This is a genomic window from Candidatus Burkholderia verschuerenii (assembly GCF_001189365.1).
GTDB lineage: Bacteria > Pseudomonadota > Gammaproteobacteria > Burkholderiales > Burkholderiaceae > Caballeronia > Caballeronia verschuerenii.
The window spans coordinates 1-10,261 of sequence record NZ_LFJJ01000200.1; the positions used below are offsets into that span (position 1 = coordinate 1).

Genomic DNA, 10,261 nt, shown 5'->3' on the forward strand with positions numbered 1-10,261 from the left:
CGCTCCACGCTTCCTCTCCACGGTCGGTCGCCCTTCCGCAGTTGCGCTTCACTTCGCTCGCTGTGGTCAACTTGCCGCGCGACTTGCACCCGCAAGAGTGCGCCCATGCTGGGCGCACAAAAAAACCCGCTCGTGGGGAGCGGGTCAATCCACATCAGCGGAGACATGGAGGAGACGAAGCTAGGGTAACCACTTACTTTGATTTTCGCAACGCTTTTCCGACGACAAGACAATCCGCGAATTCCGGATTTCGGTACGGCGTGCCCGGTGGCATCGCATTACGATTCAAGATATGCCCCGTGTCCAGCATGCAGAAGCACCGTCCCTCGAACGCCGCCTCTTGAGCGGCGGCCTCCCAGGTCAGCGTCAGAACATCAAAGATTGGATCGAGCGGTTTCACGGCGAAGTCGGCGAGCGATATCGACCGTATAACGGCATAAACATCAGATGATTGAGGGCGGGGACATCGAACCTATGCGATCGCTTTGGAAATGTCGGTGACGTTCGAGTCGGCGCGCTCCGGAAATCGGCTGGTGGCTTGATTCAGCGATTGATCCGCGATTTGTTCTGCTCGTGCGGCGTCGGCCTCGATCGTCCGCATCCGGGCGACACGTTTGAGGATGCCATTGAGCGAGGCGCGCGGACCGAGCCGGATCGTGCCGCAATAGTAGATGTCACCGCACACCTGGCCATTGACCTCAAGCGAACCGCGCGCATGCACGTCACCGTCCACGCGGCCGTCGATGCGCACATGTTCGCCCTGCGCCATGCCCTTGAGAAGACCGCCTTCGCCCACGTGCAGCAAACCTTGCGTCGAAATGATGCCGCCGTCGAGCAGTCCAAAGCAGGACACGCCGTGATCGACGACCATGTCGCCTGTGATCGCGCAACCCGGCGCAATAAGTGTGATGTTGAGTTCGGTTTTCATGTGATTTCTCAAAACATTTGCACTTCGTTGGAGCCGGGCCGGCTGGTCGGTGCGGGCTTTGTGTTCGTCGGGGTGGAGGATTGCTCGCCGTCATGGGCTTGCGTGTCGCGTAGGCGCACGACGTGGCGTCGATAGGGGTGTGTCGACGCTGTTGCCGGTGTTTGGGCCGGCGGCAGGGACTGTGCGTCTGGCGTTACTGATATCACGGGTGTCGTCGGCATTACTGGTGTGACGATCGGCTTTGACTCGCCTTGCGCAGCCTGCGGCGCTGCTTGGGCAATTTGGGGCGGCTCTACTTTGCTCGCGCGCGGAGCGTCAGCCTCGCGATGGCTTTGCCGGATCGGAGACGCGGCCGCGGTCTTGGTTTGATCGGAGACCGACGATGCGGGCCTCGTCGGGCCGCCCGTGTTCGTAGGATTGGTGGATGCGACGCTGTTTATCGACGTGCGGAACTGATCTGCAGTCAGTAGTCCGGGCGCCAGCGGCCCCACCGGTTCATGGTCAAGATCGTTCGAATGTAAGACCGACGTGATGACGACCGGGCGCGTGGGCGTTGCATCGATTGTGCGTGCCGCTGTTTCGCTGGTAGGTTTCAAATACGTTGTCGCATTAGCCCTTGAGAGCGTGAGCTCCTTCACGTCGCTCTTCAGGGAAGAGGCGCTTGTCCCTACGGCGCGATAGACCTTGGCCGCACCAATCCACGTTAATGCGACCAAAATCGCTACCATCATGGGAGCGGCACAACTGCGAATGAGCCAAATACGGGTGATGCGGGACATCGCTCGCTGCGACATGGACGGAATATCGCTCTCGAACGTTGTGGGTGCGGGTAAGGCGGCAATCTGTCGTGACAGGTCGATAGTCATCGAATCGGGTGCGAATTGCGCATGCAGCCGTTGAATATCGCGTAGGTCCATATAACTCCCTGTGATAAATGTCGGATGGTGTAACCCAGGTTGGGCATTAGTCGCTGAAGCTGGAGAGTTCGCCGCAATTGAGAGAACGCCATCAATAACCATGCGTCGGGCGTGCAACAGTAGTACAGCGTCAAACAAGCACGCCTAATGTTTTTGATCGAGATCGGGATCAAAACCGGGCAGCAGCACACCTTCGGGCGCAAACTGTTCGTTATCTGGGATGCACAAAAATGCAATCTTTTTGACGCGCGCTTCGGCGGCTTCAAGGGCGGCCTGGCGCGTCTGAGCTGTGATCGTGCGCAACAACATTGCTTCCATGGTTTTTTGGAAGAGCTGATCGTACATAGTGAGCAGACGCACGAGGCGGCCAGACATGGCGTGCTTAATCTCGAGTGTGACCATTTCGGCCGGGATATCCGTGCTGCGTCCACGCAACTTGTTCGCCCAATCGAGTGCCTTGCGGAAGAACGCCTCCGCCGTACGAAATTCTGATTCGATGGCGATAAGCTTGCCGCCGCGCGCCACGGTCATCTTCGCGGCCGCGAAGTTGAACTTGCCCCGACAGAATTCGCGAGCGAACCGCGAACAGTACAGCAACTCTGTTTGGGCGAGCGTATGCGGATTGATCCGTGCAAGACGATCGTCGCTTGTGAGCCGGGCAAGTGGCCGAGGCCCGCTCTCGCCGAGGTTATCGTTCTGAACCGACATCGAGGGTGGTACACGCTTGGGTTTCTCGTCGGGCATTTCCGTATCGATCAAGGCCATGATTTTCTCGGGGTGTATGTGTTCTCTCTAACACAAGATTCTCATCGATTTGATAAGAGCCAAGACGGCGAAAGCGATATGAATTTTGCGAGCTTTCGACTCCCCAACCATGCCTCTAATCTGGATACTCAATTCCATTCCCCGCGTCTCTGACGCATCGACCTCGACTCCAGCCCGGAGTCCATCTTTTCTCTCCAAGCCGTGCCCGCCTCGTGCGTCGCGCATGCTCCGACCGGATCGCCACTGGTGTGGATATCTTCTTTGTGCTGAGTGTGCTCGCGACATACTCCACAATTTCAGCCGTGATACTCGTACCCGGGCTCGCATTCATTTGCGCCGGTACATCGTTCGAACCCGGGTTTTCGGGTGTTCTCTCTCCAGGGCCTGATCTGGGTAGAACGATCGAAGTGGGCTGATCCGTGAAACCTGCGGCGGAAGCAATTCCGAAAAGGGCTGTTGCGCGGCGTGACCATGCCGTGCGAGAACGACTTTACGTTCTCTGACTGAGCGCACCGGATTCTCGGTGCGCTCCCTACGCGCCACGTCCCCGGAAGGGACGTGGCGCGTAGGTCTCCACTTAAACGATTTCAAGAAGCTCGCTTCCTCACCGAAGCGGGCTTTTTTTTCGTCCGTTGCACCCCGCAATGGACTTTTCTCAACGGAGGTGCTCTTCATGCTGTTACCCGACTGCCTCGATCAACGTATCGCTGAGGCCATCAAGTATCAAATCGACAACGAGCGCGAACAGGCGGACACCACGTCTGCTCTTTGGCGCGAACGCTGCGAAGTCGCGCGCGTCGCCATGTTCAGCGATGCGGAGCGCGCTGTCTTCATTTCCCACGTCGGCGAACGTCGCGGGAGTGCGGCGGCCCATGAGATGCGATCTCAGGCCGAAACGCTGCGGACCAACGCCATCTTCTTTCTTGCAAGGAAACTTTCATGAACGCTGCTGTTCCGATGTTCGATCATGCGCCGCGCAGTCTCGTGGAAGAGCGCGTGATCCGGCCGCCCACGATCGGCAAGATCCGGCCTGGTATCAAAGTGCTCACACGCGCCCATCAGACCAACGAAAAAGCGGTCAAGCTGTACCACGAGATGGTGGCCGCCGGCGAGTCGTACGAGGCCATTGGCAAGGTATTGGAAACGTCCTTGCAACTTCGCAACGCGCTCATTCCCAAGAACGTGCCGTATTTCGTGTGCAGACGCTCAGACTTCTCCAATTCGGACACCGCCGACGAGATATTGAAGCTTTATGGGGAAGATCGCGGACAGGGGCTGAAGCTGTACCGGTTCCCTGTGATGTTCGCGTTCGACGACTGGTTGCGCAACGTGCCTAATCAAATGGCCGCCTACACGAGTTCGGGTCGGCAGTACTTTTCTGAGTATGACCGCGACGGGAAACGCTATTGCAAAATGTACGCCCCGGTCGAGCGTGATGCTCGCGCTCAGCGTGCACGACGGTCGTTTGGTGGTCGACTCGTCGTGCATCGTCAGGATGATGACATTCCCGATGGCATCTGCGATCCGCACCTCTGTCCGCAGTATCAGGACCGAAAGTGCAATCTCACGGCAACCTTCGTGTTCGCTATCCCTGAGGTCAAGGGGCTGGGTCTGATCGAATTGCCGACGAATTCCATCTACGTGCTGCAGAAAGCGTACTCGGCGATGCAGACCGTGTCGCTGGCGCGCGGCCGACTCACTGGCACGCGTTTCTGGCTGTCGAAGAAGGAGTTCGAGATCACTCGCATCGATGACAACGGGCAGGCCGTGCGCCAAAAGCAGATGTTGACCGTACTCGACGCCGACATCGATCTGAGCGCACTGCTCGATGGTGCGGAGCAAAACCAGCCCGCGTTGGAATCAGCCAGTCGTGCGGTTGCTCTCGTTGAGTTCGATGCGAGTAGCGAAGCATCAGACAACGGACCGCTTCAGCATGGTGATGCAAATCGTCATGATCCGAACGAGCCGCTCGAAGACAAGCGACAACGCATGTCAGATCTGCTGCAGCGTTTAGGCCTCAATCAACCGGGGCGACAGAACGGCTTTCGCATCTACGCGCATCACACGTACGGTCGCGGCTGGATCGAACGCGTAGTCGATGTCGATGCAATGAACGCACGGCTCGAAGATGCATTGGACGACCCTGCTTCACTTGACGCTGAGATTCAGGACGCGGTCGCGCGCAAGCGGCTTACGTCTGATTCATCGATTTGAGTCCTGGGTCTGAGTTCAGCCTCCCTCCATTCGGTCATCCGAAGCGGAGGCGGGCGACTTCTTTTTCTAAAGACGCAACGAGAGCATTTCAGCAAGCGATACTTGCTCAAGTGTTTTCGACCGCGCCCCATTGGCGCATCGAAATTGTCCGCTCAGGCGGCCCATTCACTTGTGTGCGCAAAGGAGTATCCAATGCGTAGAGTCGGCAACTTCACGCTGTTCTTCGGAGCAGAGGATGCTTTTAGCAACTGGCATCGGTGCCGGTTTGAGGTTCACGGCGTGCGCTTTACGTCAGTTGAGCAAATGATGATGTTTTCCAAGGCGAAGCTGTTCGATGACGATGCAATTGCGCAAGCGGTGCTCGCCACGCATTTGCCAAAAGAGCAAAAAGCCCTCGGCCGCAAGGTCAGAGGCTTCGATCTTAAGGTATGGGAGGCAAAGCGCGAGTCGATTGTCTATGTGGGGTGCCGGGAGAAATTCGCCCAGCATCCGGGGTTGCGAGCGTTGTTGCTTGCGACAGCACCGACCGAACTCGTCGAAGCCAGTCCCTATGACGTCATATGGGGTGTGGGACTAGGCGAACGCCATCCTGACATCACGGACAAATCGAAGTGGCGCGGGCACAACCTTCTGGGCCAAGCGCTCATGAAAGTCCGCGATACGTTGAGCACCTGATTATCCCGAGCGCGCTACTGCGCATCGGCACAAACTGGCTACCTTCGGGTGGCCTTTTTCATTTTTGGAGGCGACTTGAAAATCGCTCATTTTTCTGACCTGCATTACGCGCCCGGCAATCTTAAGGAGGCCGATCGCTGTTTCGGCTTCGTTGGCGAGCATGCCGCACTGATGCACGCGGATGTGGCTGTTATATCCGGGGACGCAACCGATCATCGACTCGATGCTCACGCGCCATCCCTACATCGCCTCGCGCGGCGTATCAATCGCCTGAGCGCCAGCATGCCTGTGCTGATGCTGCAGGGCACGTTCTCTCACGAGCCGCCAGGCATACTTCGCAATTTTGAACTGATGGCAGACCAACATCAGATTTATATTGCGGATCGCGTTCAACAGGTCAGCCTTCACGAGGGACGGTTCGTGGCATCGAGCGGACCGGTGTTTTCAGATGATGAATTACGCGCCGTGCTTAATATTGGAGCTGACGTCGTCTTTACGTGCTTGCCCACTGTCAACAAAGGGCAGCTGGCGGCGGCCGTTGGCGCGAAGGATGCGGCGACCGGGCTCGAGGCGGTGCTGTCCGACTACCTTCAGTCAGCCGGAAGAATCAATCTGCAGCTCCGCGCGGCAGGCATCCGGACGGTAGGCGTCTCACATGGCACCGTCAACGGCTGCACGACCGAGCACGGTGTCACGATGGCCGGTTTCGACCATGAGTTTTCGCTTGGTGCGCTTTTCGACGCCGAATGCGACGCGTTTATGCTGGGCCACATCCACAAAGCGCAGCAGTGGGAGCGAGGCGGCCGCGTGGTGGCGTATCCGGGATCGATCGGGCGCTTCCACTATGGCGAAGAAGGCGACAAGGGGTATCTCATGTGGGACGTGGAGGTGGGCGCCGCGCAAGCGGATCTCATCGTGACGCCTTCGCGAGAGACCGTATGCATCGACTTCGACGGACCGCCCGATATGCAGCGACTCGCTGCGATCGCGCAGGACGCAACCGACAAGTTTGTCCGCATTCGTTGGCAGGTTGACGAGGAGCACCGCCAGTCGGTCGATCGCGACGCGATCATGGCACTCTTCACCAACGCCGCCGAACTCAAGATCGAAGCGCGCATTTTGCCGGTCGTACGCTCGCGCGCCCAGGGGATTAGCCTGGAAACCACGATTGATCGCAAGATCGAACGCTGGTGCGAGCACACGGATGTGACGGCCGCGCCGTTGCTGGATCGGTTTCAGCTTCTCGAAACCGGCGATGCGGAAGCGATCGCCTCGCGCGTGTTGGCGGGTCTGATCGGGAACGACGTAAGGGCTGAATCGTCGTGCGATATCGCTCCGGAAGAATTGGCGGAATGCACTGACGCGAACGTTGAGATGCCGATGCCCGATACGACGGTCGAGATCGTTGACTCGGCACCCGCATCGCCTGCGTCAGCGCAACTGTCGTGGCTCGATGATGACTTGTTCGTCGCGTAGTTCATCACGCGTTCGAACGTTAGACGAGGGAGGCCAGCACGGCTCCTTCGGATTGAACACGGCAGCCGTGTTCCGATAGCTTGGGGTTTCCTCAGGGCTATCGAAACAGAGGTTTACCGCGTCTTCGACGCATCGATGAGTAGTGGCAGCACCTTTCTCTAGCAGTTCAATTTCTTTTCTACCCTGGCGGGGAGCGATCCCTTCCGGGGCGCACTCCGCCTTTTCTCTTGGAGTGTATATGTTCGGTCTTTATCCCGCTGGTCCTGAATGGGTCCGCTCGTTTCCGCTCGCCGATAAGTCCGCGCGCGATATTCAGAAGTCGCTGGTTGATCTCGCAGGTTTCACCACGGCGATTCAGCATCAGCCGTTCGGCGAACATCGCGGCGCTGTCGTGGCGCAATTTGGCCAGACGTTGCTGTTGCTGGCCACCACTCCTGGCGCTGCTGAGGTTGCTATCACCCCGACGGTGCAGATGCAGCATCTCCTCTGGTCGTATCAAGAGGGATATGCAAGTCAATGGTCCGCAGCGGAAATCCGGAACTTGACCGGCTATAGCGGCTGGTCGGAGCTTTTGACAAACGCACGACGCGAATTCAGCAGAGCGTGTGAGCATGTCGCGGCCGCACTCTATGGGACGCTGCGCGCGCCTCAGCGTGCGGTCGTTGCGACGGAGCTGCACGAGCCGTTTCCAAACGAAGACGACGATGCTTTTTATTCGCAGATGGCTGAGGTTTCTGCGTTCATGTCAGATTCTGAGGGCGTGTCATGCGGCCTCTGAAACTGACGCTTGAAGGATTCGTCGGCGTGCGCGACGGCATGAAACGTGACTGCGTCACGCTCGATCTCGAGTCGTTGCCGGATGGTCTGATCGCGTTGAGCGGTCCGAATGGTGCCGGGAAAACGACGATCATGGACAACTTGCACCCGTATCCGATCATGCCCTCGCGGGCCTCGAAGTTGTCGGTCGATGCCTTTTCGTACTGGGATCACATCTGTGGCACCAGCGCGTTGAAGGAACTTGAATGGGAACACGATGGCATTCGCTATCGTTCCTCGTTCACGTTCCGAAAGCCCGGTAAGACAGGCAAGGCGGAGTACTACCTCGCCTATCGCGGCGTCGATAACACGTGGCGTCCGGTGTCGCTTCCTGACGGCACGGTGTCGGACGGCAAGGCGGAGTCGTATAACCGCTGTGTCGAGGCGATCAACGGTTCACTTGAAACGTTCTTCACAAGCGTGTTCTCGGCGCAAAACCGTCGCCCGCTGGCCTCTTACGGCGCCGGCGAGATCAAGATGCTTCTGGCAGAGTTGCTTGGCATTGAGCATCTAAAAGCGTTGTCGGTGAAAGCGGGCGATGTGGCCAAGGTGCTCGGCAAGTCGCTTGATAGTATCCAGTCGGAGCTTGTCGCCCTTGCCGGTAAGCGGCAGCGCAAGGCCGAGGTCGAGCGATCGATTGCCGCGCAAAGCGCCGCTTTGTCTATGGCACGTGCGCAACGTGAAGACGGTTTGTCACAAGCGGGCAAGCTCACTCAGGAGCGAGCTACGCTTGCTGCGAAGCAAAGCGAGTCGGCGTCGGTCGAAGCGCGTCTGCGTGAGTTGGGCGTGCGGCGGGCGGAACTGACGAAGGCAATGGGAACCGCTGCTGAGGACGAGCGAGTTGCTGGCGCTCGAAATCAGCAACGACTCACAGCGCTCAACCGGACGATTGCCACGCATCAGGCTACGCTTGCAAGCCGAGAGGCGATTTTGGGTGCGGCCACCAAGCGCGAAGAAGCTGAGCTTGCCATTGCGCGGGAGGACGCGAAAATCGCGCCACTTCAGCGCGAGATCGTCGAGCTCGAAGCGAAACAGGCAACGCTCAACGCGTTAAATGTGACGCTTGCCACCTTGCAGAGCGAGGGAGGCGCGAAGAAGGCGCATCTTGGTGTGCTGAACAAGCAAGCGGCGGTGGTCGACCAGGTGCCCTGCGTGGGACATGCCATGCATGCGACATGTCCGCTGCTCTCGCAAGCGCTGCACGCGAAACAGCAAGCAGCGACTTACGTCGTCTCGGTAACCGATCTTCGCGAAAAGTATCGTGCGAAGCTGAAGGACGCCAACGAGTTGGGGGCGACGCCGGCCAATCTTGCGGCGAAGCGCGTCGAGATGCTGGCGATCACCGATGAACTGGCGAAGCTTCGCCGGGCGCTGCAAGCCGCGACGGAACTCGCTGCAAGCAAGCCGCTCCTGGATGCTGCAACGTCGGGGCTGGAGGCCGCGCAAGCGGAGTGCCGCTCGATCGCAGAAGAGGGAGCCGCGAGGACAGCCAAGTTCGAGTCTGAAAAGATCCGCATGAGCGCTGACCTGGCTCGCATTGCAGAGGAGGCGATGCGGCTGGCAGCTGTCGATGTGACGGCCGCGATCGCGAAACTTGATCGTGACCTTGCCGGGAATCGCGAAGTCTTGGCGTCGCTCGAAGGCCGGATCGAAGCATTGATCCGTTCGCAAAGCGTGCTTCAGGCCGAAGGCGAGTCGCTGGCGGTGGAGTTGGAGAAGTTTTCCGCGACGCAGTCACGCGCGGATCGTCTCTCCGACGAGATCGCTCGTTGGAAGCTGTTGGCAAAGGCACTCGGTAACGACGGCGTGATCGCACTGACGATCGACGATGCGGGACCAGCGCTGACGCACATGGTCAACGAGCTTTTGCTGGCCTGTTACGGCATGCGCTTCACCGTCGAGATTCGTACCCAACGCGCGCTTGCCACCGGTGAGTTACGTGAGGGGTTCGAGATCATCGTCCACGATGCGGATACCGATAGCAGCAAGTCGGTGTCTGTGATGTCGGGTGGACAGAAAGTCTGGATCAACGAGTGTCTGACGCGCGGCATTGCTTTGTATCTGGCTCAGAACACCGGTCAGCCGTATCAGACGTTGTTCAGCGATGAGTCAGATGGTCCGCTGGATCCGCAGCGCAAAGTGCAGTTTATGAGCATGAAGCGTGAGGTGCTACGGCAAGGCGGGTATCAGCGAGAGTTCTTCATCTCGCAGACGCCGGAGCTTGTGGCCGAAGCTGACGCGGTAATCGATGTTCAGGCGCTCGTCGCCTGAAATTTCATTTTTTACCTGCAACCCTTGTGGGGAGTCGCCCCACAAGGGCGCTTCTCATCGCTTTCTTGGAGATTTCTCGATGAGATGATTGTCGACGAGGCCGAGGTGAGTTTGGTAAGCGAAAACGACTGATATCGCCGAAAGGCATTTTTATACCCTAGCGGGGGCGCTCCCCGTTGGGGGCGTTTCTCGCCGAATC

10 protein-coding genes are annotated in these 10,261 nt (G+C 58.5%); 6 read left to right on the forward strand and 4 right to left on the reverse strand.

Annotated elements, in window-relative coordinates; genetic code table 11:
• Positions 1-193: 193 nt before the first annotated feature.
• From BVER_RS24450 to BVER_RS24465, 4 genes are all read right to left on the reverse strand, one after another.
• The gene (locus tag BVER_RS24450) at positions 194-400 is read right to left on the reverse strand and encodes a hypothetical protein (protein ID WP_050455479.1); all 207 of its coding nucleotides are present in this window, start codon (positions 398-400) and stop codon (positions 194-196) included.
• Positions 401-472: 72 nt separating this feature from the next.
• A complete protein-coding gene (locus BVER_RS24455) occupies positions 473-928 on the reverse strand; it encodes a bactofilin family protein (protein WP_050455481.1) in 456 nt (151 codons plus the stop codon).
• 8 nt (positions 929-936) lie between these two features.
• Positions 937-1,845, reverse strand: coding sequence for a hypothetical protein (locus tag BVER_RS24460; RefSeq protein WP_050455482.1), 909 nt, complete (start codon positions 1,843-1,845; stop codon positions 937-939).
• Between the two features lie 144 nt (positions 1,846-1,989).
• Positions 1,990-2,610 (reverse strand): hypothetical protein, encoded by a 621-nt coding sequence (locus BVER_RS24465; RefSeq protein ID WP_050455483.1) that lies wholly within the window; start codon positions 2,608-2,610, stop codon positions 1,990-1,992.
• A 676-nt stretch (positions 2,611-3,286) separates the two neighbouring features.
• Here BVER_RS24465 and BVER_RS24475 point away from each other — a divergent pair.
• The 6 genes from BVER_RS24475 (at position 3,287) to BVER_RS24500 (ending at position 10,062) form a co-directional block, all read left to right on the forward strand.
• Positions 3,287-3,553, forward strand: a complete 267-nt coding sequence (locus BVER_RS24475) for a DUF7696 family protein (RefSeq protein WP_050455487.1) — start codon at positions 3,287-3,289, stop codon at positions 3,551-3,553.
• Positions 3,550-4,824: a recombination directionality factor gene (locus BVER_RS24480; protein WP_050455485.1), complete on the forward strand. Its 1,275-nt coding sequence runs from the start codon at positions 3,550-3,552 to the stop codon at positions 4,822-4,824. The genes BVER_RS24475 and BVER_RS24480 overlap by 4 nt, the downstream gene beginning before the upstream one ends.
• Before the next feature lie 192 nt (positions 4,825-5,016).
• Positions 5,017-5,499, forward strand: coding sequence for a riboflavin biosynthesis intermediates N-glycosidase (gene ybiA, locus BVER_RS24485; RefSeq protein WP_050455488.1), 483 nt, complete (start codon positions 5,017-5,019; stop codon positions 5,497-5,499).
• A gap of 75 nt (positions 5,500-5,574) precedes the next feature.
• Complete coding sequence (locus BVER_RS24490; RefSeq protein ID WP_050455489.1) at positions 5,575-6,975, forward strand: metallophosphoesterase family protein; 1,401 nt, start codon at positions 5,575-5,577, stop codon at positions 6,973-6,975.
• A 238-nt stretch (positions 6,976-7,213) separates the two neighbouring features.
• Positions 7,214-7,753 carry a hypothetical protein gene (locus BVER_RS24495; protein ID WP_050455490.1) on the forward strand — a complete coding sequence of 180 codons (540 nt, stop codon included), beginning with the start codon at positions 7,214-7,216 and terminating at the stop codon, positions 7,751-7,753.
• On the forward strand, positions 7,741-10,062 hold the full coding sequence (locus tag BVER_RS24500) for a nuclease SbcCD subunit C (RefSeq protein ID WP_050455486.1): 2,322 nt from the start codon (positions 7,741-7,743) through the stop codon (positions 10,060-10,062). Before BVER_RS24495 ends, BVER_RS24500 begins: the two co-directional genes overlap by 13 nt.
• Positions 10,063-10,261: the final 199 nt, after the last annotated feature.